This window comes from Corynebacterium lactis RW2-5 (assembly GCF_001274895.1).
Classification (GTDB): domain Bacteria; phylum Actinomycetota; class Actinomycetes; order Mycobacteriales; family Mycobacteriaceae; genus Corynebacterium; species Corynebacterium lactis.
Genome location: NZ_CP006841.1, coordinates 476042 through 501111, shown reverse-complemented (window position 1 = coordinate 501111; position 25070 = coordinate 476042). Strand labels below are relative to the sequence as shown.

30 protein-coding genes are annotated in these 25070 nt (G+C 60.9%); 7 read left to right on the top strand and 23 right to left on the bottom strand.

Going from position 1 to position 25070, the window contains the following annotated elements; genetic code table 11:
• Window positions 1-57 precede the first annotated feature (57 nt).
• Complete coding sequence (locus tag CLAC_RS12570) at window positions 58-1203, top strand: hypothetical protein (RefSeq protein ID WP_156324743.1); 1146 nt, start codon at window positions 58-60, stop codon at window positions 1201-1203.
• 646 nt (window positions 1204-1849) lie between these two features.
• On the opposite strand, the gene CLAC_RS02105 is transcribed toward CLAC_RS12570, so the two are convergent.
• The 8 genes from CLAC_RS02105 to infA form a co-directional block, all read right to left on the bottom strand.
• Window positions 1850-3901 carry a DUF6541 family protein gene (locus CLAC_RS02105; RefSeq protein WP_053411491.1) on the bottom strand — a complete coding sequence of 684 codons (2052 nt, stop codon included), beginning with the start codon at window positions 3899-3901 and terminating at the stop codon, window positions 1850-1852.
• 55 nt (window positions 3902-3956) lie between these two features.
• Window positions 3957-4883: a tRNA pseudouridine(38-40) synthase TruA gene (gene truA / locus CLAC_RS02100; RefSeq protein ID WP_053411490.1), complete on the bottom strand. Its 927-nt coding sequence runs from the start codon at window positions 4881-4883 to the stop codon at window positions 3957-3959.
• Window positions 4884-5022: 139 nt separating this feature from the next.
• The gene (gene rplQ / locus CLAC_RS02095; protein ID WP_053411489.1) at window positions 5023-5523 is read right to left on the bottom strand and encodes a 50S ribosomal protein L17; all 501 of its coding nucleotides are present in this window, start codon (window positions 5521-5523) and stop codon (window positions 5023-5025) included.
• A 40-nt stretch (window positions 5524-5563) separates the two neighbouring features.
• Window positions 5564-6592, bottom strand: coding sequence for a DNA-directed RNA polymerase subunit alpha (locus CLAC_RS02090; protein WP_053411488.1), 1029 nt, complete (start codon window positions 6590-6592; stop codon window positions 5564-5566).
• Window positions 6593-6678: 86 nt separating this feature from the next.
• Window positions 6679-7284, bottom strand: coding sequence for a 30S ribosomal protein S4 (rpsD, locus tag CLAC_RS02085; protein ID WP_053411487.1), 606 nt, complete (start codon window positions 7282-7284; stop codon window positions 6679-6681).
• A gap of 24 nt (window positions 7285-7308) precedes the next feature.
• Window positions 7309-7713: a 30S ribosomal protein S11 gene (rpsK, locus tag CLAC_RS02080; protein WP_005509761.1), complete on the bottom strand. Its 405-nt coding sequence runs from the start codon at window positions 7711-7713 to the stop codon at window positions 7309-7311.
• 3 nt (window positions 7714-7716) lie between these two features.
• Window positions 7717-8085 (bottom strand): 30S ribosomal protein S13, encoded by a 369-nt coding sequence (gene rpsM / locus CLAC_RS02075; protein WP_053411486.1) that lies wholly within the window; start codon window positions 8083-8085, stop codon window positions 7717-7719.
• A gap of 217 nt (window positions 8086-8302) precedes the next feature.
• Window positions 8303-8524: a translation initiation factor IF-1 gene (gene infA / locus CLAC_RS02070; RefSeq protein ID WP_016422077.1), complete on the bottom strand. Its 222-nt coding sequence runs from the start codon at window positions 8522-8524 to the stop codon at window positions 8303-8305.
• A 265-nt stretch (window positions 8525-8789) separates the two neighbouring features.
• Between infA and CLAC_RS02065 the strand changes: the two genes are divergently transcribed.
• A complete protein-coding gene (locus CLAC_RS02065) occupies window positions 8790-10067 on the top strand; it encodes a purple acid phosphatase family protein (RefSeq protein WP_053411485.1) in 1278 nt (425 codons plus the stop codon).
• A gap of 15 nt (window positions 10068-10082) precedes the next feature.
• Here the strand turns inward: CLAC_RS02065 and map are convergent, their stop codons facing one another.
• On the bottom strand, window positions 10083-10883 hold the full coding sequence (gene map / locus CLAC_RS02060; RefSeq protein WP_053413202.1) for a type I methionyl aminopeptidase: 801 nt from the start codon (window positions 10881-10883) through the stop codon (window positions 10083-10085).
• A 128-nt stretch (window positions 10884-11011) separates the two neighbouring features.
• Here map and CLAC_RS02055 point away from each other — a divergent pair, with 128 nt between their 5' ends.
• Window positions 11012-11608: a hypothetical protein gene (locus tag CLAC_RS02055; protein WP_082313482.1), complete on the top strand. Its 597-nt coding sequence runs from the start codon at window positions 11012-11014 to the stop codon at window positions 11606-11608.
• Between the two features lie 91 nt (window positions 11609-11699).
• Here CLAC_RS02055 and CLAC_RS02050 read toward each other — a convergent pair whose 3' ends face one another.
• Both CLAC_RS02050 and secY read right to left on the bottom strand, forming a co-directional pair.
• Window positions 11700-12251 carry an adenylate kinase gene (locus CLAC_RS02050; protein ID WP_053411483.1) on the bottom strand — a complete coding sequence of 184 codons (552 nt, stop codon included), beginning with the start codon at window positions 12249-12251 and terminating at the stop codon, window positions 11700-11702.
• The gene (gene secY, locus CLAC_RS02045) at window positions 12251-13591 is read right to left on the bottom strand and encodes a preprotein translocase subunit SecY (RefSeq protein ID WP_053411482.1); all 1341 of its coding nucleotides are present in this window, start codon (window positions 13589-13591) and stop codon (window positions 12251-12253) included. Before secY ends, CLAC_RS02050 begins: the two co-directional genes overlap by 1 nt.
• Window positions 13592-13806: 215 nt before the next feature.
• Here secY and CLAC_RS02040 point away from each other — a divergent pair, with 215 nt between their 5' ends.
• Window positions 13807-15627 carry a 6-carboxyhexanoate--CoA ligase gene (locus tag CLAC_RS02040; RefSeq protein WP_245621938.1) on the top strand — a complete coding sequence of 607 codons (1821 nt, stop codon included), beginning with the start codon at window positions 13807-13809 and terminating at the stop codon, window positions 15625-15627.
• Between the two features lie 190 nt (window positions 15628-15817).
• On the opposite strand, the gene rplO is transcribed toward CLAC_RS02040, so the two are convergent.
• The 11 genes from rplO to CLAC_RS12565 all read right to left on the bottom strand — a co-directional run bounded on the left by rplO (window position 15818) and on the right by CLAC_RS12565 (window position 21844).
• Window positions 15818-16264 carry a 50S ribosomal protein L15 gene (gene rplO, locus CLAC_RS02035; RefSeq protein WP_053411480.1) on the bottom strand — a complete coding sequence of 149 codons (447 nt, stop codon included), beginning with the start codon at window positions 16262-16264 and terminating at the stop codon, window positions 15818-15820.
• 7 nt (window positions 16265-16271) lie between these two features.
• Window positions 16272-16457 (bottom strand): 50S ribosomal protein L30, encoded by a 186-nt coding sequence (rpmD, locus tag CLAC_RS02030; RefSeq protein ID WP_053413201.1) that lies wholly within the window; start codon window positions 16455-16457, stop codon window positions 16272-16274.
• Between the two features lie 5 nt (window positions 16458-16462).
• Complete coding sequence (gene rpsE, locus CLAC_RS02025; RefSeq protein WP_053411479.1) at window positions 16463-17077, bottom strand: 30S ribosomal protein S5; 615 nt, start codon at window positions 17075-17077, stop codon at window positions 16463-16465.
• A gap of 37 nt (window positions 17078-17114) precedes the next feature.
• Window positions 17115-17513, bottom strand: coding sequence for a 50S ribosomal protein L18 (gene rplR / locus CLAC_RS02020; protein WP_053411478.1), 399 nt, complete (start codon window positions 17511-17513; stop codon window positions 17115-17117).
• A complete protein-coding gene (gene rplF / locus CLAC_RS02015) occupies window positions 17513-18049 on the bottom strand; it encodes a 50S ribosomal protein L6 (RefSeq protein ID WP_053411477.1) in 537 nt (178 codons plus the stop codon). Before rplF ends, rplR begins: the two co-directional genes overlap by 1 nt.
• 15 nt (window positions 18050-18064) lie before the next feature.
• Window positions 18065-18463 (bottom strand): 30S ribosomal protein S8, encoded by a 399-nt coding sequence (gene rpsH / locus CLAC_RS02010; RefSeq protein ID WP_053411476.1) that lies wholly within the window; start codon window positions 18461-18463, stop codon window positions 18065-18067.
• 379 nt (window positions 18464-18842) lie between these two features.
• Window positions 18843-19790, bottom strand: a complete 948-nt coding sequence (locus tag CLAC_RS02005; protein WP_053411475.1) for a GDSL-type esterase/lipase family protein — start codon at window positions 19788-19790, stop codon at window positions 18843-18845.
• A 291-nt stretch (window positions 19791-20081) separates the two neighbouring features.
• The gene (gene rplE, locus CLAC_RS02000; protein WP_053411474.1) at window positions 20082-20636 is read right to left on the bottom strand and encodes a 50S ribosomal protein L5; all 555 of its coding nucleotides are present in this window, start codon (window positions 20634-20636) and stop codon (window positions 20082-20084) included.
• Between the two features lie 2 nt (window positions 20637-20638).
• Entirely contained in the window at window positions 20639-20953 is a 315-nt protein-coding gene (rplX, locus tag CLAC_RS01995; RefSeq protein ID WP_053411473.1) for a 50S ribosomal protein L24, read from the bottom strand.
• A complete protein-coding gene (gene rplN / locus CLAC_RS01990; RefSeq protein ID WP_053411472.1) occupies window positions 20954-21322 on the bottom strand; it encodes a 50S ribosomal protein L14 in 369 nt (122 codons plus the stop codon).
• 348 nt (window positions 21323-21670) lie between these two features.
• Window positions 21671-21844 carry a hypothetical protein gene (locus CLAC_RS12565; protein ID WP_156324741.1) on the bottom strand — a complete coding sequence of 58 codons (174 nt, stop codon included), beginning with the start codon at window positions 21842-21844 and terminating at the stop codon, window positions 21671-21673.
• Window positions 21845-22145: 301 nt separating this feature from the next.
• Here CLAC_RS12565 and CLAC_RS01985 point away from each other — a divergent pair, with 301 nt between their 5' ends.
• From CLAC_RS01985 to CLAC_RS01975, 3 genes are all read left to right on the top strand, one after another.
• Window positions 22146-22634: a DUF2231 domain-containing protein gene (locus CLAC_RS01985; RefSeq protein ID WP_156324740.1), complete on the top strand. Its 489-nt coding sequence runs from the start codon at window positions 22146-22148 to the stop codon at window positions 22632-22634.
• Entirely contained in the window at window positions 22631-23353 is a 723-nt protein-coding gene (locus CLAC_RS01980) for a VIT1/CCC1 transporter family protein (RefSeq protein WP_053411470.1), read from the top strand. The genes CLAC_RS01985 and CLAC_RS01980 overlap by 4 nt, the downstream gene beginning before the upstream one ends.
• Window positions 23354-23671: 318 nt before the next feature.
• Entirely contained in the window at window positions 23672-24439 is a 768-nt protein-coding gene (locus CLAC_RS01975) for a VIT1/CCC1 transporter family protein (RefSeq protein ID WP_082313021.1), read from the top strand.
• Here CLAC_RS01975 and CLAC_RS01970 read toward each other — a convergent pair.
• The gene (locus CLAC_RS01970) at window positions 24436-25065 is read right to left on the bottom strand and encodes a class I SAM-dependent methyltransferase (protein WP_053413199.1); all 630 of its coding nucleotides are present in this window, start codon (window positions 25063-25065) and stop codon (window positions 24436-24438) included. The genes CLAC_RS01975 and CLAC_RS01970 overlap by 4 nt on opposite strands.
• Window positions 25066-25070: the final 5 nt, after the last annotated feature.

The following is a 25070-nucleotide window of genomic DNA, read 5'->3' as shown; positions in this document are numbered from 1 at the left end:
CACGGGTAATCTGCGACCAGAGCACAAATCAAAGGGGAAAATCGGGGGGATTTTTCTATGAGCATCGCGGCTTCACTCATCGGTGTCAGTGTCGTCGGAACCGCCGTGGCCCATATCTCTTTCCGCGGCCGTAGCCTCCGCGACGCTTTCCGACGGCCCCACGTTGGCATCGAACTGGGCTTTCGCGTTACGCCGGGGTTATCGAAGCAGTTGGAATCCCCTGACATCGTCGGCCTCGTCGAGGACTCCCCACACTCGGTCTCCACCCTGAAAATTCACCGGGTTGCTCCAGGAGGGCTCGGGTCCCTCGAGGAACCGATATCCCGCGGCATCAGCGCTGACCGACAGGACTGGGTTGAACTCGTTGCGATGATTGACCACCCCGCCGGAGCAGAGGAACGTAGCGGCACTGACCGGGCGGATGCCGCAGTGGCGGCAACCGCTGAGTTCCTCGCGCACCGTCTAATGCTGCTCGGGACTAGGGCGAGGCGGCTCGAGAACCTCCCCACGTCGCCTGCAACAGTGGAGCTGCGCAGGTCAGGAGGGGCTCCAATGCTAGCGCGCACCCCGCATTTGTGGTTTACCAAGGCCCGCAGTATCGAGCTACCACCGCCGGCGTCGATAGTCCTCGGTATCGGAGAAACCGGGCGCCCCGTGACGATGAGGTTGGGAGAGGTTCCCCTCCTGCACGTGCTCATTTCCGGAGCTGCCGCCCAGAAAGGGATCGAAAGTGTGATTCTCGCGGCGCTACAGGCGGGCTACAGAGTAGGAATCCGGACTTTACGACAGCCCTACTTCGCTGCGACGCTGGCCGCCGGCGCGGTGCTGGTCCCCAGCCAAGGGGATCCCACAATTGATTGCCTCGTTCTGGACGTTGGTTGCGACGACGTCGATGCTCTCCAAGCCCGCGTCATAAGGCTTCAGGACAGCCCGCAGGCATGCACCGCCACAGGCTTCGTCCCCTACCTGGAATTTCAGGACTACGTTTGGCTGCTGCACACGGCGCGGTCTATAACCACAATCAAGCCGCTGCAGCCGATTGAGTGGCCCGCCTCTTCCGCTACCCCGGAATTCCCGGAATCAAATCCTGCAACTTCGGCAGTCCCTGGCCGGGCTCAGGCGCCGGAGCCGGTGCGGGCGCCTGGCCGGGGCCGGGCTGCTGACCTCCTGTCACGGGAGGCTTGGGCATCTGAGCGCCAGTGACAACCCCGGAGTCAATACGAGCAGTGCCCGGCCCTCCGGAGCATTCCACGGATGAGGGCCCGAGCGCGGTGCAGGTGAAGCCAAAAGCGTTCAGTCGCTGGTTCGTAGCGAGAGTGTGAATCTCCGAGGCCTGCGGGAAAGTCAACACCTCGTAAGTGACACCACCCGGATTCCAAGACACGGCATTAGCCGGAACCTGATTTCCCGCTCCGTCATCGACCATTGGTGGGTTGGCAATCGGAGTCTGGCACGCGAGGTACGCGTCGCCGCCCAGATTATTGAGGAAGCACTTGGTAGCCCCGTCCTGCAACTGGAAGATGCGGGCGTTCGGGCCATCCGCCGGCGTGTAGTCAGCCTCCGGGACGTCCACAATTCCGGTATCGCGGGACAGCGCCTGCGGCTTTGCTTCCGTTTCAGACGACTGCGTCGGCGAAGGCTTCTTAGACGTAGTGGTTTCCGACGGGGACTGCGTTTGCAGTTGCGACGTGGAGGCGACCTTGTCCGAATCGCTCTCAGTAATGCCGCTGCACCCCACCATGGAAAGGGAGATTGCAGTGGCCACGGCCCCGGTCATCAACATCTTTTTCGTCCGCATAGTCCACCAACCTACCCGACGCCGAACTCAATAGCTAATACTTAAGACAGATTAAGGAATGAATACTGGCTCCGGCGAAGTGGCTCTCATCTCGGCAATTCGCTGTTCAGGCACCACAGCTCTGACCGCATGGATGGTTACTTCCCTATCCCTATAGACCTCGGCGAGGCCCGGAGTAACGGGAAGCCGCTCACCCATCTGTCGCGGTGTTGGCTTGTCTTTCCAGATATCGGGAGGGGACGCATAAATGAACGCGACATCCAGAGCCTCCGCCGCCCGGTCCACATCGTTTTTGGCCTTCTTATCCCACGGCTCGCCCGCCCCCAGGAAATCCGCGTGCCAGTACAACATTGCAGTGTCCGAGTACTTGTTGGCAATCGGCCAATCAAAATGCGGGAAAACCACAGGAAGTCCGTTACGGGCATACATCCATCCCGAGCCCTGGGACGGACTGGTGAACGTGCGATGGGCATGCGCCTCCGGCTGCTTTGCCAACCAGTCAAACGCATTCAGGTCCGCTTGCCCGATCAGCTCCCACTGACGGGGAGAACTGTACGCAAACTCCGCGGCCTGTGAGTTGTACACCACGCCGTATGTGGTCAGCCCGCCCGCACACACTGCCACTGCCGTTGCGGCGGCAGCCGCCGACTTCAGGAGTGAGCCCATCCAGATGCACGCCCTGGCAACAGCCACGCCTGCGGTCGCGGAGACGACAAACGCACTAACCATGACGAGTCGGTGCGGCGTCGAGTAATGCAGGTCAGTGTACTTGGCCAGCACGAAGCCAACAGGCCCGGCGAAGTGACGAATTGCGTGCGTGACGAATACTGCCGACATCAGCCACGCCGGCAGAACCCAGGCACGGCGCCGTGCGCCGGGAGACAGCGTCACCAGGGCGATGCCCGCGCAGCCCAATAGGATTATCAGCCAGAACGGGCGGTACTCCTCCGAGTGACGGGTAAGCATTGTGAAGGCCCGGTACCAGGAGGCGAAGCGGCTCACATCCACCTCGGCGCTGACCTCGACGATGTCGTCCTTCTGCCCGCTGCCGCTCGCCCACTGGGGAATCAAAAGAGCCAGAGCAGGAAGGAGTACGGCGAGAATCAGGCAGACGTCGGCAAGCCTCGCCTTCACAGGCCCCAGTCCCGGGCGCACGGGTGACCACACACGGTGGAAAAGCCACCAGAATCCGCCCAGGAACAAAACCGTCGGCACTGCCGAGGGGTGCACCATCGCCGCTCCTAGAAATGCCAGGAACGCGATCAGAATTCGGGCCGGCGAATTCGGCACCGATGTGACGAAGGAAAAAACGATTACGGCGAGAGCAATCGCCACCTGGTAGGGCCAAGCGCCGACGAAGATGACAATCGGCATCAGGACGGGAAGCGTGCCGGAGACCACCGCAGCGATGCCCGCGGCGTAGGAGGACTCGATACTGTAGCGGTCGGCAATTCTCCACGCGAGAGTGGCTGCGGCCAGCGGAATCAGAATTGCCGGCAGAATCACCCCGAGGTAGTTCATGTCCGCCGTGACGGTGACCCCAGAAATCTCTGCGAACACCCCTCCGAGAGCGTGCCACGCGGCCGGGTAGAAGGATTCGGCATGGGTCTCGACGTTTTGGATTTCACCCATCCGTGTCGGCGAAGCCATGCCATTTTCGACAATCGACTTGATAACCGACGCGTGCCAGAGCGTATCCCAGGATTGCTGGATGGACTCCATCCCCTGCGCCGACGCCGCAATCCTGGTCAGAGCCGTAGTCGCCAGCACGACGGCGGTCACTACGACACCAATGGCGGCCGGCAGCGCGTGGATAATCACGTCCCGTGCCCCGGCTGGCCCCTTCGCCGGCTGGGTAGGAGCGAAAACTAGCTTCCGCCACAACAGCGCGGCGACAATGCCGACGGCCCAGGCTAGCGCTGCGCTCCCGAGGCCGTAGCGAACGTCGATGGCGCCGTAGAGCCAAGCTGCCACGCCGAGGATGGAAAAGGTCACTGCGGGGCCGATAGCTAGGGCCCACGCAGAGCGAACCCCGGCAGCAAACGCCACTGTGGCTCCCGGGATGATCAGTAACAGCACCAGGGCTATAATCGGCCAAACCAAGTTTCGTAAACTCCTCAGTTATCGTAGGAAAACATTCATTCGCATGCCTCGAGCGCTAGCCCTCGGAGGAACATTCCCTGCATTCGGCGGAGGGGTTGCGCCGCAGCCCGCGAGTGCTCTCTGCCCTGGAGGCAAGCTCCGCGTCCGTCGGGTAGTCGACCCCGACCAGAGACAGCCCCCGGGCTTCCGCCACCGGCACGAGCGAAGAGCGCTTAGTCTCCTTCAGCAAATCACGTGTGAAGGTCTCCGGTCTACGCCCCTCCCCAACGCTCAGGCACGCCCCCACCAGCGACCGGACCATTGACCAGCAGAAAGCATCCGCGCTCACCCGCGCCTCATATAACTCCGGTTCGCTTTCCGACGACACGTCCACCCACTCGAACCGCTGCAGGTCCCGGATTGTCGTCGCGTGCGGCTTGAAGCGGCAGAAGGCCGCAAAGTCGTTGAGACCTATCAGCGCCTCCGCGGCGCGGCGCATCTTCTCCAGATCAACCGGACGATTCCACTCCGAGGTGTCCCGAGCCCTAGTTGGCAGAGCGCCGCTGGGAGCGGTCGTGACACGGTAGACGTAGTGGCGCCGCAGCGCGGAGAAGCGGGCGTCGAATCCGTCCGGGGCGAAACTTGCGGCGCGCAGCGTCACATCCGACGGAAGTAGCCGCGCGACCCTACGCACCAGGCGTGAGGGGTCGCCGCCAATCGACCGCGTATAGAGACTCGCTGAGGGGACATCGACGTGGGCGACCTGGCCGGAGGCATGCACTCCGGCATCGGTTCGGCCGGCGACCGTGAGGTTCACGGGCACGCGAAGAACCTTTGCCAGGGTCTGCTCTACAGTCGTTTGCACAGTTCGTACCGGAACACCTTCGGGGGTGTCCCGCTGGGACGCCCAACCGTGGAAATCCGTGCCGTCATAGGCGATGTCCAGGCGCAGCCGCACTGTTTGTGCGCGCCCATCATCGTCGCCTTGTCCTAAAGTAGTCACGGTTTAAAGATTGTAGCGGTTAAGGTGGACCGAAATATTCGGCTAAAAGCGGCAATCCCCGCCTCCGCGCTGTGACCAGCGCAGTGGCGGGGATTGCCTTGGAAATTATAGACGAGTCGAGGACTCGAACAAGAAAAACTTACTTCTCGTCGTCCTTGTCGGCGGTCTGGTCGACCATGCCCTCGTCGTCAGCCTCTTCGAGCTCCTGCTCTTCGAGCTGCGCCTCATCGGCCTTCTTGGAGGCAGCAGCGCGAGTAGCGCGGGTAGCCTCAGCGGTTGCGGTCTCTTCCTCAACCAGGGCGATCAGCGAAATCGGGGCGTTGTCGCCCTTGCGGTTACCCAGCTTGATGATGCGGGTGTAGCCGCCCTCGCGGTCAGCGAACTGCGGACCGATCTCGTCGAACAGCTTCTTGACTGCGTAGTTGTCGTTGAGCAGCTTCGCGGCGTTGCGGCGGTCCGCGAGGGAGCCGCTCTTAGCCTTGGTGATCAGCTTCTCTACGTACGGGCGCAGCAGCTTGGCCTTGGTGTCGGTGGTCTTAATCTTGCCGTGCTCAATCAGCTGCTTCGCGAGGTTCGCCAGAATCTTCTTCTGGTGCGAAGCGGAGCCGCCGAGACGGGCACCCTGCTTAGGGGTAGGCATAGGTTTCTCCTCGTTTTAATGAAGTCGCGTGGGATAAGGACTACTCGTCGTAGCCTGCACCTGCGTCCTCAGTCCATTCAGCGTCGTCGCCATCGGTCTCGACATCCAGGTCGGAGACTGCGGCTGGGTCGAAGTTGTTCGGGGAGTCCTTCAGGGACAGGCCGAGCTCAGTGAGCTTTTCCTTGACCTCGTTGATGGACTTATCGCCGAAGTTACGGATATCCAGCAGGTCCGACTCGGTACGAGCTGCGAGCTCACCGACGGTGTGGATCTCCTCACGCTTGAGGCAGTTGTAGGAGCGCATGGAGAAGTCCAAATCCTCGATCGGGGTCTGGTACGCCGCCACGTCCTCAGCCTCGCGCGGGCTCGGGCCGATTTCGATGCCCTCAGCGGTCTCGTTCAGCTCACGGGCAAGGCCGAAGAGCTCAACGAGGGTCTTGCCTGCCGACGCCATCGCGTCGCGGGCGGTAATGGAGTTCTTGGTCTCGACGTCGATGATCAGCTTGTCGAAGTCGGTGCGCTGCTCAACACGAGTCGCCTCGACCTTGTAGCTGACCTTCAGAACCGGCGAGTAGATCTGGTCCATCGGGATGCGGCCAATTTCGCCACCGGAGTTCGGGGTTGCCGGAACGTAGCCGCGGCCACGCTCGACAGTCATCTCGATTTCCAGGCGACCGGTCTCATTGAGGGTGGCGATGTGGTGATCCGGGTTGTGGACCTCCACGCCAGCCGGGCACTCAATGTCAGCAGCGGTAACCGCACCGGAGCCCTCGCGGCGCAGGTAGACGGTTGCCGGCTCGTCGAACTCGCTGGATAGCACCAGGCCCTTGATGTTCAGGATGATGTCGGAGACGTCTTCCTTCACACCCGGGATGGTGGTGAACTCGTGCAGCACGCCGTCAATGCGGATGCTGGTCACGGCTGCGCCCGGGATGGACGACAGCAGAGTACGACGCAGGGAGTTACCGAGGGTGTAACCGAAACCCGGCTCCAGCGGCTCGATGACGAATCGGGAGCGGGAGGAATCAATGTAGTCCTCGGTCAGCGTTGGGCGCTGGGAAATGAGCATTTTCGAAAATCCTCCAGGTGGCGACCGCTATATGACGCCATAGGGAATGAATGGATGCAGGTGAAGTAAATACTTCGCGTAAGTGATTACTTCGAGTAGAACTCGACGATCAGCTGTTCCTGAATCGGAATGTCGATCTGAGCGCGTTCCGGGTTCTGGTGGACGAGGATACGCAGGGACTCAGGAACAACCTGGAGCCATGCCGGGACGACGGCGTCGACCAGGTTCTCCTGTGCCTCTTCGAACCAGATCATCTTCTGCGACTTCGGGCGCACGTCGATGATGTCGTACTGGCTTACCTGGAAGGACGGCACGTTGATCTTCTTACCGTTAACGGTGAAGTGGCCGTGGGAAACCAGCTGACGAGCCTGGCGGCGGGTGCGAGCCAGACCAGCGCGGTAGACAACGTTGTCGAGACGCGACTCCAGCAGGACGACGAGGTTATCGCCAGTCTTGCCCGGGCGACGGTGTGCCTCGGCGTAGTAGCGACGGAACTGCTTCTCCATCACGCCGTAGGTGAAACGTGCCTTCTGCTTCTCCTGGAGCTGGAGCAGGTACTCCGACTCCTTGATGCGAGCGCGGCCAGCCTGCCCCGGAGGGTAGGGGCGACGCTCGAAGTTCATGTCTCCACCGACGAGGTCGACGCGGAGACGACGGGACTTACGGGTTGCGGGACCGGTATAACGGGCCATTAGTGTTTACTCCTTACCCTATTCCTAGACGCGACGACGCTTCGGCGGACGGCAACCGTTGTGCGGCTGCGGGGTCACATCCGAGATCGAGGACACCTCGAGGCCGGCGGCCTGGAGGGAACGGATGGCGGTCTCGCGGCCCGAACCCGGGCCCTTAACGAAAACGTCAACCTTCTTCATGCCGTGATCCATGGCCTTGCGAGCGGCGTTCTCGGCAGCCATCTGAGCAGCGAACGGGGTGGACTTACGGGAGCCCTTGAACCCGACGTGACCAGAGGAGGCCCACGAGATAACAGCGCCCTTCGGGTCCGTGATGGACACGATGGTGTTGTTGAAGGTGGACTTGATGTATGCGTGGCCCTGGGCCACGTTCTTCTTTACAACGCGACGGCCGGTACGACGGCCGCGTGCGGACTTCGGAGCTGCCATGTTTTACTTCTTCTTTCCGGCGATCGTCTTCTTCGGACCCTTACGCGTACGAGCGTTGGTCTTGGTGCGCTGACCACGGACCGGCAGGCCACGACGGTGGCGCAGTCCCTGGTAGGAACCGATTTCAATCTTGCGGCGGATGTCAGCCTGAATCTGGCGGCGAAGGTCACCCTCGACCTTCCAGGTAGCTTCAATCACGTCACGCAGCGCAGCAACCTGCTCATCGGTCAGGTTGTCGGTGCGCAAATCCGGAGAGATGCCGGTCTTCTCCAGCAGCTCAGCGGCACGGGCGGGGCCGATGCCGAAAATGTAGGTAAGAGCGACCTCCATACGCTTGTTGCGAGGCAGGTCAACTCCAGCAAGGCGTGCCATAAGGCAATTTCCTTCCGGTTGATGCGGTGGTTTACTCCACTGCCATCCCCTCCTGCCCCTCGCCGACTCGGTCGGATGCCGAGCCGCGCGGGCTTTTAAATGGAGAGGCTCCAGCCACCGTTGCCGGAGGTAGTCTCGCCGTGACTGAGCACAGCTAGGACGGTGGAGTTATCTGTCTTGGGAGTAACCCTGTACGACTTTAAAAAGTGCGTACGGCTTACTTGTAACGGTAGACGATTCGCCCACGCTCGAGGTCGTACGGAGAGAGCTCCACGACGACTCGATCTTCCGGGAGAATACGGATGTAGTGCTGGCGCATCTTGCCACTGATGTGGGCGAGCACCTTGTGCCCGTTGTCCAGCTCAACTCGGAACATCGCGTTCGGCAAAGGCTCGACTACGCGACCCTCGACCTCAATTGCGCCTTCCTTCTTAGCCATGTCCTCCACGTCTCTCTGGCGGATATCCGACCTTGTCGGCACCAGTTGGGAAATCATCTATCTACCTGGTGTTTTTGGACGCAGTGACTTACCCCTACGGCCAGCAAACGTCTCAGTTTACAGCCTGGAGAAGGCACACTGCGCTCACACCAGCGTCTAACTCTACACCCGACCTGCGATTTTGCAAAATTCCGCCTGCTAAAACATCCGGGCCGCGATACCATTCTTTCGCCCGCAATCATCCAGCCACAGAAAGTCGTTTTCCGTGCCACCCCAGAAGTTCTCGCCAAGACTCCGCATCGCCGCTCTCTTTGTCGCCGCCGCCACCGCCTCGACCGCGCTGCCGCCAGCCTCCGCAGCCCCGCTTTCCGACGCCCTTTCCGCCGCCCCTGAAGCCACCAGCGCGGACCGGGTCGTCATCTCGCCCGGGCAGGACGGTGCGCGGCAGGTAGGGGTCTCGTTCCGGTTGCATGGAGCCTCCCCCACTGCCGCGATTGAGTTCGGTGAGGATGGCGCAGTTACTTCCTCCATACCGGCGCGGCGAACCTCGATTGGTATTGGCCTGTCGACGTATTCCGCGCAGTTGAAGGACCTGCGCCCGGAGACTTCCTACCGCTACCGCATTGTCGGCCAGCGGGGCGCTGCAAGTCAGTGGGAAACGTTTACAACAGCGTCGGCAAGCGATAAGCCGTTTGAGTTCCTCTATTTTGGCGACGCGCAAAACGGCCTTGATAAGCAGTGGCGTACCACCGCGGAAGCCGGACTTGCGGCTGCGCCAGACGCCTCGCTTATCGTGCACGGGGGCGACATGGTCGATACGGGCTCGGAGAAGGAGTGGAGCGACTTCTGGCAAGCGCAGCAGGGCGCGAACGCGCGCATACAAACCGTCGGTGCGCTGGGCAATCACGAGCTCGTGTTCGATCTCACGGCCTCAAAGTTCAAGAATGCCTTCACCCTCCCCAGCAACGGCCCAGCCCCGTTGGACGAGACGACCTACAGCTTCGACTACCAGGGAGTCAGATTCATTACCCTGACGGGAAATGGCGTCTTCCTTGACCGACAAGCGAAGTTCCTCGAGCAGCAGCTGGAGAGCAACCCCAACAGGTGGTCGGTAGTTGTCGTCCACCAGCCTATTTACAACGGGACCGAGCGAAACTACACGGACGCCTATCGGGAGGCGTTCGGCGAGATTATCGAAAAGTACGGCGTCGACCTGGTCCTCACCGGCCACGATCACACCTACGGCCGCGGGGCGAAAGACGGCACGGAGCAAACTTCCGGACCTCAGTACGTCGTCGCAACCTCCGGGTCCAAGTTCTTCCCGACAGACGAGTCGATTGATTTCTGGCGTCGCGGCGGCGCTCACCGGGAGGTCTGGGCGCAGGAAACTGCAACATTCCAGAAAATTCGAGTCGAAGGCTGCACGATGCACTACGAGTCCGTTATCACTCACCGCGGCGAGAATCAGAAAACTTCAAACGGCGTCACGGAACCAGGCGACACGCTCGATCAGTTCACAATCGACAAGTGCGCTCAGAGGTGATGCTCTAGTAACCGACTACTCGTAGCGCGGGGTCAGGATTCGCGGCCCCGACTCAGTAGCGGCGACGGTATGCTCCCAGTGCGACGCCGGCATGCGATCCGCACTGACGACGGTCCACCCGTCGTCCAGCTCGTCGCTGCCCCACTCCCCGCCGAGAATCAGCATCGGCTCAATCGCCAGCACCGAGCCCTCCACGATGCGCGGCCCATGACCCGGCTTGCCCTCATTGGCGAGGAAGGGATCCATGTGCATCTCGCGACCGATTCCGTGTCCACCGTAGCCGTCGACGATGCCCAACTCGATATCGTGGCGCAGCTCCGCGTCCCGAGTCGCCATCTCCAGGGCGTGGGAAATATCAGTCAGACGCGCGCCCGGAACCATAGCTGCAATTCCAGCTTCGAGCACCTCCGAAGTGGCGATGTTCAGCTTCTCGACATCCTCCGCGAGCTTGCCCACTCCGAACGTCAACGCGGAGTCACCGTGCCAGCCGTCGAGGATTGCACCGCAGTCGATGGAAACCAGGTCGCCGTCGGCAAGCACGGTGTCCTTGGAGGGAATGCCGTGCACGATGACCTCGTTGACCGAGGCACATACGGAGGCTGGGAACCCCTCATACCCGAGGAAGGAAGGGGTGGCGCCGGCATCGAGGATGACCTGATGCGCGATGTCGTTGAGGTCTGTGGTGGTCACGCCTGGCTTTGCGGCATCCCGGCAGGCCAGCAGTGCGCGGCCGACAATCTCTCCGGCGGCCTGCATGGCATCGAGTTCGCCTGGGGTGCGGGCGGGGACAATCTGACGGCGGCGACGGAATTTAATCACGAGTCCAAACTCTACCCCGCCTCAGCCAGGCCCGTGCAGCTCACCCCGGCGTGCCATCCTTATGCCCTGGGTGTGTCGTGGTCGTCACTACCTTTCTCTCCGGCCGTGCCCTAACATCTATTTCCATGCACGTTTCGAAGAAGTCTTTTTCCGCACGCGCGCTTCTGGCGGCGTTCGGCGCCGGCTCCCTGGCTCTCCTCGCAGCCTGCGGCGACAATCCGGGGCCGCCCGCGCCGGTGACCGCCCCGTCCACCCCATCCGCCGAAAACCCCTCCGACCCCGCGGCGCCGAAGGGCTCGGGCTTCCTCGGCACCACCACCCTGCCGGAGCAACTCCGCGACGGTGTCCCGCAGGCCGTCGGTGAGCGCATCTCTAGCTGCGTCGAGTCCGACCTGGCAATGCCAATCATGTTTGGTAGTGAGAACTTCCACGGCTTTACCTGCATCATGGGCACCGCCTCTGGCTCCGTCGCCATGCTGACCACCGCGCAGGATCCGGAGGCAGTTGGCCGTATGGCAGCCGGGGCCGAGTCCGTCGAACAGTACAAGCCTGTTGACGTCCCCGGGAAGCGGGCCTTCAGCGGAATCAGCCGAGGCACACCGTTCGTAACGATTCTCGATGAGGAACAGGGAATCTACCAGGAGTACGCGTTCGGCAATGCTTCAGCGGAGCAGGCTCAGCCGGAGATTGACGCGATCATCGCCGCTTTCCAGCAGGGCTAGCCGGCGCGCTGCGCGGATGCAAAAGACCCGCCGCACTCATCCTCGGAGAAGGATGGTGCAGCGGGTCTTTCGCTGTAGTTTGAGGCTCTAACTACTTCAGCTTGTTCAGCTCTGCCATGGTGCGATCGTTGATTTCCTCAACGGTGCCCTCCGCGGCTATCTTCACAATCTTGTCCGAGTAGTGATCGAGAAGCGGAGCAGTCTCGTTGTCGTAGACGTGCATGCGGTTGCGGATAACCTCTTCGGTGTCGTCCGCGCGACCGCGGGCGAGCATGCGCTCGACAACGACATCTTCGGAAACATCGAACTGAACAACGGCATCCAGGGTGGTGCCCAGGTTGCCCAGGAGGCGCTCGAGCTCGTCAGCCTGGCCGACGGTGCGCGGGAAGCCATCGAGGAGGAATCCGTTCTTGGCATCGTCCTCAGCCAGACGGGACTCGACCATGCGAACCGTAACATCATCCGGGACCAGGTTGCCGGCATCGATGTAGGACTTGGCCTCGATGCCCAGCGGAGTACCCTCGCCGATGTTGGCGCGGAATAGATCGCCGGTGGAGATGTGCGGCACACCCAGCTTCTCGGAGAGGATGGCTGCCTGAGTGCCCTTGCCGGCACCCGGAGGACCTACTAGTACGAGTCGCATTACTTCAAGAACCCTTCGTAATTACGTTGCATCATTTGGCTTTCAACCTGCTTGACCGTCGTCAGCGCGACGCTAACCAGAATCAGCAGTGCCGTACCTCCAAACATACCGCCTCGCGTGCCCGCGTCGGCATTGCCGAGGCCCATATCGAGCGCCAAGTTCGGCAACACGGCGATAATGCCCAGGTATAGGGAGCCGACGCACAGCAGGCGGGTCAAGACATAGGAGAGGTACTCGGCAGTCGGGCGGCCGGGGCGGAAGCCCGGGATGAAGCCGCCGTACTTCTTCATGTTCTCCGCCTGCTCGTGCGGGTCGTACTGCACGGAGGTGTAGAAGAAGGAGAAGAATACGATCATCAGGAAGAACAGGACAATGTACTGCCAGCTCGACGGTGCCATCAGGTACTGAATCACGTTGCGCTGCCACCAGTTATCCAGCGAGGGATTCTGCTGCCCCGACTGTACGATCTGGGTGATCAGCACCGGCACGTAAATCAGCGAAGACGCGAAGATGACCGGGATAACGCCGGCCTGGTTAACCTTCAGCGGCAGGTAGGTCGAGGAACCGCCGTACTGACGGCGACCAATCATGCGCTTGGCGTACTGAACTGGGATGCGGCGCTGGCCCTGCTCGATGAAGATCACGCCGATGATGAGAATCAGGACAGCGACGATAACGGTCGCGAAGATAATGCCGCTGGTGGAGCGCAAAATGTTCGCGCCCTGTGCGGGCATGCCGGCGGCAATACCGGCGAAAATCAGCAGGGACATGCCGTTGCCTACACCGCGGTCGGTGATCAGCTCGCCCATCCACATCACCAGAATCGCACCGGCGGTCATCACGACGACCATGACAACCATGTCGAAGACACCGGCGTTGGGCACCAGCAGCGACTGGGTGCCGCCAAGCAGCGCGCCACGGTCGGCCATGGCGACGATACCGGCGGACTGGAGCAGCGCCAGAGCGACTGTCAGGTAACGCGTGTACTGCGTCATTTTCGCCTGACCGGACTGCCCTTCCTTCTTCAGCTGCTCGAAGTGCGGAATCACAACCGTGAGCAACTGCACAATAATCGAGGCAGTAATGTACGGCATAATGCCGATGCCGAAAATGGCCATCTGCAGCAGAGCGCCACCGGAGAACAGGTTGATCAGCGAGTAAACGCTGGACTGGTCCTCAGAGATTCGCTCTAACTGCGCATTGACCAGCTCGTAATCGATTCCAGGAGTAGGAATCTGAGCGCCGATTCGGTAAAGAATGATCATGAACAGCGTGAACAGGATCTTCTTTCGCAAATCAGGATCGCGCAACGCCGCAATAAAACCGGAAGCCACGTGCATCCTCCCGAGCCCACCTTAAGCTTTTGCTGCCACATCGCGGACTTTCGACAGACCGCGCGGGCTGGCTAAACAGCAGTGAACCATGAATTGACAGTATTTGACGTTGAGAGTCTACCAGCGTCCCGACCTGTCGGCGCAATGCGGTGCACTTTTGGGGACGGCCGCACCTTCGGGTTGACCACTAGAACAAACTTGAACAGTGTACAGTTTTGCGAGTGAACACCTATAGCATTCGGATGCGTTCCTCCCTCGCCGGATCCCACATCTCCGGGGCCGAGCGCCTCTCAGACACGCTGGAGCTGCCGCAGCTCACGGCCGCGATGACCTCCCGCGCGCTATGCCACGACAAGGGAGTCGCCGACAACATTCACATCACCGTGGAGAAGATCGAATCCGATGCTGTCGCGACCGTCCCCGCACTCGAACCGGTGCAGACGGATAACGCATCCCCCGAATCCGCCCAGGCGCTAGTCACTACGCTGTTAAAAGACGCTGGAATCACCGCAGCAGAGCAGGCCGTGGCCCTGGCGTACTCTCTCACTGGACTTCGCGGAGCCGCTCTCGTCGACGCCGTCAAGCACCCCGCGTCCGACTGCGTCAAGGACCACTTCCACGAAGCAATCATCCTCGCTTCCAAGGTCGCCACCACCCCAGGAATCCTCGCCGAAATCTGCCTCTCGGACGATCCCCACTACACCAAGGGATATGTGGCGGTAGACGGCAAGTTCTACCGTGTCCCCAATATCAAGCCTGAGGGCTCTGACCTGGGCACGCGTATCTTCGTCGTTAAGCCGGGAACGGACGTCGACGAGCTGATTTCCAACCTCGAGGACACGCCAGTCCGGGTGGACCTCGCCTCCATCGCTGCTGGTACGGCACCGCTGCCCGTCCGCGACTCGATTACGACGGTCGCCGCACGGCGGAATGACCAGTGGGCTAGCCAGGGCCTTTCGCGCAGCTTGCGCACTTTCGAATCGGCGCAGCTACCACACAGCCGTGTCGACGGCAGCGACTACCTGCTCTTCTCCTCTTCCGACTATTTGGGCCTATCCACGAATGACTCAGTAATTGAGGCCGCCGTCCGCGCGACCCGGCGCCTCGGGACAGGCTCAGGTGGTTCGCGACTGACCACGGGTACGAGCATCCACTCAGCACTGGAGCGCAAGCTCGCCGAGTTCTTCGGCTTCGGCGATGCCGTACTATTCGCCACCGGATACCAGGCCAATCACTCCACTATCGCCGCGATCGCCGGCGCGGACGTCGAAATTTTCTCCGACTCCGACAACCACGCCTCCATCATCGACGGTTGCCGCTCCGCCCGAGCCCGAGTGACTATCTTCCCACACGCCGACTACGACGTACTCGCCCGTCTACTCGATGCCTCAATCGCCCGCCATAAGCTCGTTATCTCAGACGCCGTCTTCTCCATGTCCGGCGAAGTCATCGACGGCCGCCGACTGGAGAGCATCTGCCGCGAGCGCGGGGCCTGGCTCATGCTTGACGACGCCCACGGCGTCGGCGTCCTCGGCGAACATGGTCGGGGTACCTGCGACGAGCTCGGAATCTCTCCGGACATCCTGGTCGGAACTGCCAGCAAAGCCCTTGGCGTAGAGGGTGGATACGTCCTGTGTGCGTCCCCGGTTGCGACACTCCTGCGTAACCAGGCCCGCAGTTTTGTCTATTCGACCGCGATGAATCCCGGCTCCGTGGCCGCCATTGACGCCGCACTGGATCAGTTGCGTGGAGGAATCGTCGGCAAGCGACTGCGGGTGAACATCGCTGCGGTGAGGGCGGCGTTGGGCCTGCCGGGAGACCCGGTGGCAAGCGCGATCATCCCAATCCCCATTGGCGAGGAGCGCCGCGCGATGGAGATCGCTGACGCGCTGAACGAACGCGGCATCTTTATCCCGGCGATTCGCTATCCGACGGTTCCCCGCGACCAGGCGATGCTGCGACTTACTGTCACAGCGAAGCACAGCGACAACGACATTGCTCGCCTAGCGCAGGCATTGCGAGAGGTTGGAGTCCTGTCGTAGAGACTCCGCTGGCGAGGCTGTTGGCGACTAATTGGCGTACAGCCGGGAAGGCGAATGCCGCTGCACGAGAGAACTGAGGGGCACCACAAGACCAAAAAGGGACCCACACTTTCAACATTTGTTGAGGTGCGGGTCCCTTTTTAAAGCCGAGGTGAACTGCCACTATGGCTAGTTCACGGAAAAATCCGGCTTAGGCCTCGGTGACAGAGCCACCAGCAGCCTCGATCTTGGACTTAGCGGAGCCCGAGAACTTGGTTGCGGTGACCTTGACGGCAACGTTGATGTCGCCATCGCCGAGAACCTTGACCGGCTGGTTGGCGCGGACGGCGCCCTTCGCAACCAGGTCGGCAACGGTGACGTCGCCACCGTTCGGGAACAGGCGCTCGAGATCCGAGACGTTGACCACCTGGTAGGTGACCTTCGCCGGGTTCTTGAAGCCCTTTAGCTTCGGCAGGCGCATGTGGATTGGCATCTGGCCACCCTCGAATGCTGCCGAAACCTGCTTGCGGGCCTTGGTGCCCTTGGTGCCGCGACCAGCGGTCTTACCCTTGGAAGCCTCACCACGGCCGACGCGAGTCTTGTCCTTCTTGGCACCCGGAGCCGGGGCCAAGTCGTGGAGCTTGATTGGTTCGCTCATGGTTTACCTACTCCCCCGCTACTTCTTCAACCTCGACCATGTGGCGCACGACGTTAATCAGGCCGCGAACCTCCGGAGAATCCGGACGAACGACAGACTGGTGACGGCGCTTCAGACCGAGAGTACGCAGCGAATCCTTCTGCTTCTGCTTGGTACCAGCGGTACCACGGACCTGGGTAATCTTCAGTGCCATGAAAATCACGCTCCCTGTCCTGCGCGAGCGCGCAGCATACGTGCCGGAGCGACCTCTTCGAGGGACTTACCGCGGCGAGCGGCAACCTCTTCGGGGCGAACCAGCTGCTTGAGGGCATCAACGGTTGCGTGGACAACGTTGATGGCATTGTTGGTACCCAGCGACTTGGACAGAACGTCCTGGACGCCAGCGCACTCGAGAACCGGACGCACGGCGCCACCGGCAATCAGACCGGTACCCGGAGCGGCCGGACGCAGCAGGACGATGCCGGCAGCGGTCTCACCCTGGACCGGGTGAGTAATGGTGCCAGCGATCATCGGAACGCGGAAGAAGTTCTTACGAGCCTCTTCTGCACCCTTCTGGATAGCTGCGGGAACTTCCTTGGCCTTGCCGTAGCCGACGCCGACCATGCCCTCGCCGTCACCGACGATGACCAGAGCGGTGAAGCTGAAGCGACGACCACCCTTGACGACCTTGGAAACTCGGTTGATGGTTACAACGCGCTCGGTGTACTGCGAACGCTCGTCCTGCTGGCGACGGTTATCGCGGCCACCACGACGGTTGTTGTTCTTGTTGTCAGCGGAGTCACGTCCGCCTTCGCGCTTATCGCGTTCCGACATCACGCATTCCTTCCGTTGGACTTGTAAGTGCGCATCATTAGAACTTCAGACCACCTTCGCGTGCGGCCTCAGCCAAAGCAGCAACGCGGCCGTGGTACTGGTAGCCACCGCGGTCGAAAACGACCTTCTCGATGCCAGCTTCCTTAGCGCGAGCTGCAACCAGCTCGCCGACCTTGGCGCTCTTGGCCTTCTTGTCGCCCTCGAAGCCACGGACCTCTGCGTCCAGGGTGGAAGCAGCAGCCAGGGTACGGCCGACGGTGTCGTCGATAACCTGGGCAGTCATGTGGCGAGAGGAACGGTGCACAACGAGGCGCGGAGCCTCGGAGGTGCCGCGAACGTTCTTGCGCAGACGTGCGTGACGGCGGGCGCGGGCGATACGACGACGAGTCGAGATGTCCTTGCCTACCGGGAGGCGCTTTTCGTTGGTGTTGCTCATTACTTACCCGTCTTTCCGACCTTGCGACGGATCTGCTCGCCCTCGTAGCGGATACCCTTGCCCTTGTAAGGATCGTCCTTACGGAGGCGACGGATAACGGCGGCGATCTGTCCGACCTTCTGCTTATCGATACCTGCGATGGACAGCTTGGTGGTGCCGTCGACATCGAAGGTGATACCTTCCGGTGCTTCGATCAGGACTGGGTGCGAGTAGCCGAGGGAGAACTCGAGGTCCTTGCCCTTCTTGGCGACACGGTAACCAACACCGAAGATTTCCATCTTAATGGTGTAGCCCTCGGTAACGCCGACAACGAGGTTGTTGATCAGCGAACGGGACAGGCCATGCAGGGAGCGGTTCTTGCGGTTGTCATCCGGACGGGTGACAACAATCTCATTGTCCTTCAGCTCGACAGCAATCGGAGCCGGGACAGTGAAGGAAAGCTCGCCCTTCGGGCCCTTAACAGAGACGTCCTGGCCGTTGACCGAAGCGGTGACGTTACTCGGCACGACGACAGGGTTCTTACCAATACGTGACATTGTGTAGTTCCCCCTTTACCAGACGTAAGCGAGGACTTCCCCGCCAACCTTCTTCTCATTTGCCTGACGATCAGTCAGCAGACCCTGAGACGTGGAGATGATAGCCACGCCCAGGCCACCGAGGACCTTCGGCAAGTTAGTGGACTTAGCGTAGACACGCAGACCCGGCTTGGAGACACGGCGCATACCAGCGATAGAACGCTCGCGGGACGGACCGTACTTCAGGTTCAGGGTCAGGGTCTTGCCGACCTTGGCATCCTCAACGGCGTAGTCCTCAATGTAACCCTCAGACTTGAGGATCTCGGCGATATTAGCCTTCAGTTTGGACGACGGCATCGAGACAGAGTCGTGGTACGCGTTGTTAGCGTTGCGCACGCGCGACAGCATGTCGGCGATTGGGTCAGTCATGGTCATGGTTAGTGACCGTATCCTTTCTCGCTGCGGTTCCTTCCCACCTCGAGGTTGCAAGACGCGAATTCACGCACAAACCAATATCGTGATTCCAACGATTTAAGGGCTACTTTTCGCCGTCCCGGTTCAATAGCCAGGAAAGCTCGCCACCCAGGTGACGCTAGAGACGATGCGAGGCGAGGGGCCTTCAGCAAAGTTGTTACATGTACACCTGCACCTCACATAGAGGGCAGACCTGCAAATACTAGCAAAAACCCCAGGAAATGCAAAACCACCCCGGACGCTTTGTCCAGGGTGGTTAGCTATTTCGCGCTTTGCGACGCGCTCACACTCCCCCGCGTCGAGAATCGTCGCCTCGAGCTGGGGCTACGGGAGCGAAAGTTTAGCGGAGGCCGTCGGCGATGATGTGCCCCATTGCGTGCTCACCGGCAACGGTCGGATGGTTGGTCATCGGGCCAAGCACCGGATCCATGAAACCTGCGACGTAACGCTCGGAATCGTTGGGGTTACAGGTACCGTGCCCGCGGGTTGCCTCGTAGACATCAATGAAACCAGCACCGGAGCTCTCAGCGGCGGCCTTGATGCTGTCGCGGAAAGCACCCTGAATCTCATTAGCTCCCGGGGCCGGAATCGGGTTGACGCGACCCGGGGTGTTTACCAGGCAGAGCTGGTTGTCAGTGGCGTACTCCGGGTACGAAGCCAGAACGACCTGAGCGTTCGGGGCTACGGAGTGAACGCGATCGGTGAACTGCTTAACCAGGCTCTTGAAAATGCTCGGCGTATTGGGGGTAGCCGGCTTTGCGATGAGCTGGCCTGCAACGTCAACCCACTGAACCTGGTCCATACCGCCGTACATCAGGACGACCTTCTCGGTCCCTTCACCCAAGTCACCGTATTGAATCGCAGCTTCCAGGTACGCCAGGAGCTGCCCCGGCACCGCACCGGTACCGTTGCAGGACCAGTCGCCCACAGTTTTGTTGAGCTGCTCGCCGGCAATCTTCGGCCAGTTCTCCATGTCAGTCGCACAGTTGGCAACCAGCGGAGTCTGCCCCGGCTGCAGGCCGCGCGGACCACCCTTGCCAGCATTAGCGGTGAAAGAGTCACCGAAAGCAACGAGCTGCTTGACACCCTTTTCAGGGCTCTGTCCAAGGCCCGGAATCGGCAGACCCGGGATACCCGGAGCCGGCGCCGGAGCAGCCGGGGCACCCGGAATTTCCGGCAGACCCGGAATCTGTGGCTGTGCAGCCGCAGCGCCTGCGCCGAGGCCCAGGCCGAGAGCGGCGACAGTTGCAAGAGCTGCCGAACGAGCGGCCGTGGAGAAATTCTTCATGCTAGTTATTCCCTTTAGTATTAGGTACGTCGCACAGGGGCGTTCCGTAGAAGGTATTGACCACAAACAATATGGTCGCCAAAACATGACAATCCGAGAGTTTACAACGAATTGGTCACGAACGCCTAACTTTGAGCTAAGAAAACGATGATTACCAAGGTAAACCCCTCAATATTAACCTTTACCCGCCCCCCTCAGAGACCCATGGGAGGACTCGACGCAGCAAAAAAGACCCCAAGTGCATTAAGCACTTGAGGCCCTTTGGGGTCGTCGTAAAGCCGACTTAAAAGACTACTTCTTGAACGGGAAGCCCAGCTCGCGCAGCAGTGCGCGGCCTTCCTCGTTGTTGGTAGCGGTGGTGACGACGGTGATGTCCATACCGCGCGGGCGGTCGATCTTGTCAACGTCGATCTCGTAGAACATCGTCTGCTCGGACAGGCCGAAGGTGTAGTTACCGTGGCCGTCGAACTGCTGATCAGACAGGCCGCGGAAGTCGCGGATTCGCGGCAGAGCCACGGTCAGCAGGCGGTCCAGGAACTCCCACATGCGGTCGCCACGCAGCGTGACGCGAGCGCCGATGGCGTCGCCCTCACGGAGCTTGAAGTTAGCGATCGACTTGCGAGCACGGCGAGTCTCCGGCTTCTGACCGGTGATCAGGGTGAGGTCGTGGAGAGCACCGTTGATCTGCTTCTTATCCTGAGCAGCTGCGCCGACGCCCATGTTGACGACAACCTTGGTGATACCCGGGATCTGCATGACGTTCTCGTAGGAGAACTCTTCCTGCATCTTGCCGCGGATTTCCTCGCGGTAACGGGTCTTCAAACGAGGGGTGTAGTTTTCGCTCATGCTTAGATGTCCTTCCCGGTACGGCGGGAGATGCGAACTTTCTTGCCATCCTCGTCGAAGCGGTAACCGACGCGAGTCGGGGTACCCTCTTCGTCGACCAGCATGACGTTCGACACGTGAATCGGAGCCTCCTGGGTGACAATTCCACCCGAGGATGCGCCGCGCTCCGCAGCGGAGTTAGCAACGTGCTTCTTGATGCGGTTAACGCCCTCGACCAGGACCTTATCGCGCTTCGGGTAGGCCTCGATGACCTTGCCCTGAGCACCCTTGTCCGGACCGGAGATAACCAGCACGGTATCGCCCTTACGGATCTTCACTTAAATCACCTCCGGTGCGAGCGAGACGATCTTCATGAACTTCTTGTCGCGCAGCTCACGCGCGACCGGGCCGAAGATGCGGGTGCCCTTCGGCTCACCGTCAGCCTTGATGATGACGGCGGCGTTTTCATCGAACGAGATGTAGGAGCCGTCTGGACGACGGGTCTCCTTCTTTGCGCGAACGATTACTGCCTTAACAACTTCGCCTGCCTTGACGTTGCCGCCCGGGGTAGCTTCCTTGACAGTTGCGACAATGGTGTCGCCGATGCCAGCGAAGCGTCGGGTCGAGCCGCCGAGAACACGGATGCACAGAATTTCACGTGCACCAGTGTTATCGGCAACGCGCAGACGCGATTCCTGCTGAATCACTGCGGTTCTCCTGACCTGGTTGCATTGTGCGTCAGATTTCCGTCCTAAACGCACGCGGTCTGATGTATTCGATGTGTGCTTATTTAGCGCCACGCGACTTGCACTTTAAACATGCTCACGCTTGCCGACGCCGTTTAACACAACCTCGGTATTATTGCACGTCCCTGCGGCTTTAACAAATATCGCACCCTAACTGGCCCACAAGCCAGCTCCGACCGCGCCCTGAAAAGCATCTTCCCCAACATCGGGCGACTACTGTGCCGCCCCACCTACATCGGATACCTGCTGACGTTCGCTGGGGGGCTTCTCGGTGACGTACTCCTACATCGCCGCCTCCCCGTTCATCTTTCAGAAGCAACTCGGCCTTTCGCCCCAGCGATGCTCCTTTGTTTTCGCCTCGAATGCGGCGATGCTCACGGTTGCTTCGATTGCCAGCAGCCGACTGGTCCGCAGCTTCAGCCCGAAGGCAATCATTCTTTTCACGCTCAGCACAATGCTTGCAACCTCCGCCGGCCTACTCATCGTGACACTCCTCGCCCATCCCTCTGGCCGACATTGGCTCCAATCCCGCGCTAGCAATTGCCGTCTCCATGATCGCGTGCGCCGTCATCGCACTGGGCGCAATCCTCTCCTTTACCCGCGGCGCCGACTAGCCCCAGTGGTTCGAATTAACGCACCCGGACAGACCACTTGACCAAATCTTCCACGCCTCACACACTGCACTTATTAGGCCGAACATAGCGGGCAATACCAGGCATTACTGTTTTGGTTAGAAGGGGGAAAAGAGTTGTATTTGCACCTCCGCGCAACTAATAATTCTCACATGTTCACACGCATTGCAGGTCTCCCTGCGCACCCGCTGTTCGTTCACCTGACAGTCGTCATCGTCCCCGTCGCAGCGATTGTCGCGATTGTCTACGTGGCCATGCCACGTCTTCGCGAACGGCTCGGCCTCGCCTCCTCGATTCTGAGTGCCGTCGCATTCGTCAGCACAGTCGTTGCCCGCTCTGCCGGAGAGGCAATGCTTCCACTCATGGGACTCAGCGAGGAAAACCCCGGCGCCGTCGCGACTCACGCCGACTACGCCACGTACCTGCTCATCGCCGTCGTCGTCATGACCGCGGGCATGATTAGCACCTTTCTCATCCAGGACGCTCGCGTATTGTCGAAACTATCCTTCCTCGCGGGCTGGCGCAGTTGGGCAGTGCCCCTGGGCATGGCTATCACCGTCAATGGTGCTATCGCCAGTATCGTCACGCTCACACTCACCGGCCATGAGGGCGCATCACTGACATGGAGTGAACTTTCGTGACCACCCCAGAAACCACACCCCACTCGAACGAGCCCCATCAGTCCTCTGAGACTTCAAAGTTGAACTGGCTGCGCGCGGGCGTTTTAGGCGCTAACGACGGCATCGTCTCAACCGCCCTGGTTCTGCTCAGCGTCATCGCCGCAGGATCCTCCCGCGGCGCAATCCTGACCGCCGGCGCCGCCGCCGTTATCGCAGGCGCCATCTCGATGGCCCTCGGCGAGTACGTCTCAGTGTCCACCCAGCGCGATACCGAGCGCGCGCTGATCGCCAAGGAAAGCGCGGAACTGCGCGATTTCCCCGAGGAGGAACATGAGGAACTAGTAGAAATCCTGTCCGACTACGGGATTCCCTCCCATATCGCGGAGGATGCCGCACGCGGAATCGAATCCAACAATCCGCTGTCCGCACACCTGCGCCTGGAGCTCGGCATCGACGGTGAAGACCTCACGAACCCGTGGGCAGCCGCATTCTCATCCGCGATTGCCTTTATTTTGGGTGCCATCCTGCCGATGCTCGCCGCGCTTTTGACCACGCCCGCAAACGGCGCGCTGGTCGTCACTGTGGTCACGATTCTCACACTCGCACTGACGGGCTTCGTCAGCGCCAAGCTCTCCGCCACCCACTCCGGCAAGGCCGCCATCCGACTAGTCATCGGCGGCGCTCTAGGCCTAGCCGTCTCCTACGGAATCGGCCTGCTCTTCGGCGCAGCAGTCGCATAGGTCGCGCACGCACCTTGCCACCTGCTTCACGCTTTACGACGAGCCCCGAAACCCCCGTCGTAAAGCGTGAAGCAGATGGCGTTTTTGCCTGCCTCCCGGGCCAAAAACCCCTCCTACCTGCACGTTTTAGGGCTATCACACTCTTATTCGCCAGGCATATCTCCAAACGGTTAGAAGGGGGAAAATGCTTGCGCTTATACGCAATCTCGGAAACCATAGGGTCATATGCAGGGAAAATAGTTCCACCCTGCACACCAGATATTTTTTATAGGCCTGCCTATCTTTAGTGGCCACGCATTACTTGGGAGTGACGCGACCATGACGCTCTTAGCCGGAAACGCAGCAAAGCAAACGCCCCCGTCGGCAGGGGCCGTCTCAGCCAGCAGCGTACGCGCCGAGCCCCATGAGTCTTCCCAAACCGCAAAATTAAACTGGCTGCGAGCGGGAGTACTCGGCGCCAACGACGGCATCGTATCCACGGCTCTCGTGCTGCTCAGCTTGATTGCGGCCGGGGCTTCGCAGGGCACGGTCGTCACGGCGGGCAGCGCTGCAATCCTGGCGGGCGCCATCTCCATGGCTCTGGGCGAATACGTGTCGGTGTCTACTCAGCGTGACACAGAACGCGCTCTGATTGCCCAGGAGGCAGCCAGCCTTCGGCGCTTTCCCGAAGAGGAACACCGAGAACTCGTCGAATCCCTTGCTGATTACGGCATTCCCGAAGATATCGCCGAGCAGGCCGCGCGCGGAATCGAAGCCAACGATCCACTCTCCGCGCACCTGCGCCTAGAGCTGGGCATTGACGGCGAAGAGCTCACCAACCCCTGGGCGGCCGCGTGGTCATCGGCCATCTCGTTTTTGATGGGCGCGCTGCTGCCAATGATTGCCGCACTGGTTTTCCTCACTAGCGGAGGGGCCGTCGCTGTCGTAGCGACAACGCTCGTCTCGTTGGCCCTGACCGGCCTGGTCAGCGCGAAACTCAGCGATACTCACTCGGGCAAGGCCGCAGTGCGCCTGGTGATCGGCGGCTCCCTGGGCCTGGCCGCCTCCTACGGAATCGGCCTGCTCTTCGGCGCGGCGGTTTCCTAATCCCGCTCCAGCACAGCGACCAAGAACTGCGACTCGTCCGCAAACGGGCTCAAGTCCCAGGTCGAGAACTTCTGTACGACCCGCAGGCCAGCGGCAATCGCCACATCTTCAAAGTCAGAGAAATCCCAGCCGCGGCCGGCACCGAAACCAATAAGGGCGCGGCCGCCATCCTGGCTGAGCGCCGCAGCGAACCCCTCTAGCACCGCCTGGCGATCCTCGTCCGCCACGAAAGTCAGCACGTTGCCAGGACAGACGATGAAGTCAAACGGTTCCGACTGCCCTGCCTCAGCCAGCACCTCCGACAGGTCCGCAAGGTCGCCGACGAGCCAGGTCGTGGCGTCGTAAAGCTCCCCCGAGTAGAGGCGCCCCGCCTCCTCAATCAAGTACGGGTCGACATCCACGCCGACAACCTTGTGCCCGGCGGCCGCGAGGTACGCACCGACGCGCCCCTGACCGCATCCAGCGTCGAGGATTCGGGCGTGTCGCGGTGCCATCGCATCGACCAGGCGGGCCTCCCCGTTAATATCGCGGCCCTGACGCACGAAGCCGCGCCAGCGATTCGCATAACGACGCGAATGCTCCGGGTCTGCGGCGATAATCTCTTTCCAGGTGCGATGAGGGTTCATGCCAA

Coding starts and splice junctions, on each gene's coding strand:
- CLAC_RS12570 (WP_156324743.1), top strand. CDS start 58: ATGAGCATCGCGGCTTCACTCATCGGTGTCAGTGTCGTCGGAACCGCC.
- rplQ (WP_053411489.1), bottom strand. CDS start 5,523: ATGCCTACCCCTAAGCAGGGTGCCCGTCTCGGCGGCTCCGCTTCGCAC.
- CLAC_RS02090 (WP_053411488.1), bottom strand. CDS start 6,592: ATGCTCATTTCCCAGCGCCCAACGCTGACCGAGGACTACATTGATTCC.
- rpsD (WP_053411487.1), bottom strand. CDS start 7,284: ATGGCCCGTTATACCGGTCCCGCAACCCGTAAGTCCCGTCGTCTCCGC.
- rpsK (WP_005509761.1), bottom strand. CDS start 7,713: ATGGCAGCTCCGAAGTCCGCACGCGGCCGTCGTACCGGCCGTCGCGTT.
- rpsM (WP_053411486.1), bottom strand. CDS start 8,085: ATGGCACGCCTTGCTGGAGTTGACCTGCCTCGCAACAAGCGTATGGAG.
- infA (WP_016422077.1), bottom strand. CDS start 8,524: ATGGCTAAGAAGGAAGGCGCAATTGAGGTCGAGGGTCGCGTAGTCGAG.
- CLAC_RS02055 (WP_082313482.1), top strand. CDS start 11,012: ATGCACGTTTCGAAGAAGTCTTTTTCCGCACGCGCGCTTCTGGCGGCG.
- CLAC_RS02050 (WP_053411483.1), bottom strand. CDS start 12,251: ATGCGACTCGTACTAGTAGGTCCTCCGGGTGCCGGCAAGGGCACTCAG.
- secY (WP_053411482.1), bottom strand. CDS start 13,591: ATGCACGTGGCTTCCGGTTTTATTGCGGCGTTGCGCGATCCTGATTTG.
- rplO (WP_053411480.1), bottom strand. CDS start 16,264: ATGAGCGAACCAATCAAGCTCCACGACTTGGCCCCGGCTCCGGGTGCC.
- rpmD (WP_053413201.1), bottom strand. CDS start 16,457: ATGGCACTGAAGATTACCCAGGTCCGTGGTACCGCTGGTACCAAGCAG.
- rpsE (WP_053411479.1), bottom strand. CDS start 17,077: ATGTCGGAACGCGATAAGCGCGAAGGCGGACGTGACTCCGCTGACAAC.
- rplR (WP_053411478.1), bottom strand. CDS start 17,513: ATGAGCAACACCAACGAAAAGCGCCTCCCGGTAGGCAAGGACATCTCG.
- rplF (WP_053411477.1), bottom strand. CDS start 18,049: ATGTCACGTATTGGTAAGAACCCTGTCGTCGTGCCGAGTAACGTCACC.
- rpsH (WP_053411476.1), bottom strand. CDS start 18,463: ATGACCATGACTGACCCAATCGCCGACATGCTGTCGCGCGTGCGCAAC.
- CLAC_RS02005 (WP_053411475.1), bottom strand. CDS start 19,790: ATGAAGAATTTCTCCACGGCCGCTCGTTCGGCAGCTCTTGCAACTGTC.
- rplE (WP_053411474.1), bottom strand. CDS start 20,636: ATGAGCGAAAACTACACCCCTCGTTTGAAGACCCGTTACCGCGAGGAA.
- CLAC_RS12565 (WP_156324741.1), bottom strand. CDS start 21,844: ATGAGTAGGCCGGCGGAGGTTGCAAGCATTGTGCTGAGCGTGAAAAGA.
- CLAC_RS01985 (WP_156324740.1), top strand. CDS start 22,146: ATGTTCACACGCATTGCAGGTCTCCCTGCGCACCCGCTGTTCGTTCAC.
- CLAC_RS01975 (WP_082313021.1), top strand. CDS start 23,672: ATGACGCTCTTAGCCGGAAACGCAGCAAAGCAAACGCCCCCGTCGGCA.
- CLAC_RS01970 (WP_053413199.1), bottom strand. CDS start 25,065: ATGAACCCTCATCGCACCTGGAAAGAGATTATCGCCGCAGACCCGGAG.